This window comes from Allobosea sp. P4_C6 (assembly GCF_056402015.1).
This window is the reverse complement of sequence record NZ_JBFUIF010000293.1, coordinates 1-883: the sequence shown is the minus strand read 5'-3', so window position 1 is coordinate 883 and position 883 is coordinate 1. Positions and strand designations below refer to the sequence as shown.

1 protein-coding gene is annotated in these 883 nt (G+C 60.0%); it reads left to right on the top strand.

Features of this window, described 5'->3' with window-relative positions; translation table 11 throughout:
* Positions 1–509 (top strand): metallophosphoesterase family protein (locus AC1DVA_RS28755; protein ID WP_476808183.1); only part of this gene is annotated, 509 nt, incomplete at its 5' end.
* Positions 510–883 lie beyond the last annotated feature (374 nt).

Here is an 883-nt window from a genome sequence, read left to right as displayed (position 1 = left end):
GGACCGTTGTAATCGGGCAGGTGCGCTTCATCGGCTGCACCCTCTGGACCGACTACCGCCTTCTTGGGACGCCTAAGCCGTCGATGATTTTCGCCGGGCAAGAGCTGAACGATCACCATCTCATTCGCTATCGAGAGGAAAGTGGTCATTACAGCCGCTTCATGCCCTGGCACGCTGCGGCTGAACATCGCCTCGACCTTGCGTTCATCCGCGGCGAACTCGCTAAGCCGCATGATGGACAAACCGTAGTAGTCACTCACCATGCGCCGCATCCGCAATCAGTCCAGCCGAGGCACCAGGGGAGCGCTTTGTCGCCCGCCTTTGTTTCTGACCTCAGTGCCCTTATCGAGGAGCATCAGCCGGAGCTCTGGGTCCACGGCCATGATCATGGGTCACATGACTACAAGGTCGGTCGCACGCGCGTCCTGGCTAATCAGGCCGGCTATCCCAATCGCAATGGCGATCGCGAGAATCCATGGTTCAATCTGACATGTGTCGTCGAGGTGTGAAACCATCCGAAATGATATGCGGCCTTGAGGCGTGACGTCACATGCCGGCGCTGTCGTGATCAGCGGGCGAGGTTCGCCAGCGGTGAACTCCTGTATCTAAAATTTCGAAGGGGGAGGTTGCAAGGACTGCAAATCCTGGGACCCCCTGCTCCCAAAGGATCCGCTAAGGCGCACGCTATGGCGACCTGCCAAGGTCCGAGACGGGTGGGAAGCAGAAGTTGGTCACGCGAGCCAAACGCGCCTCTATCGCGGCCGCCACCGTCGCTATGACGGCCAGGCTTGCCGAGGGCTGCAACCGCCCTGGCGCTCAGTTTCCCCAAAACTCGTGACATTCGGCCCTAGCTCGGGCCCTAGTAAGACCGCCGGATTGAGGC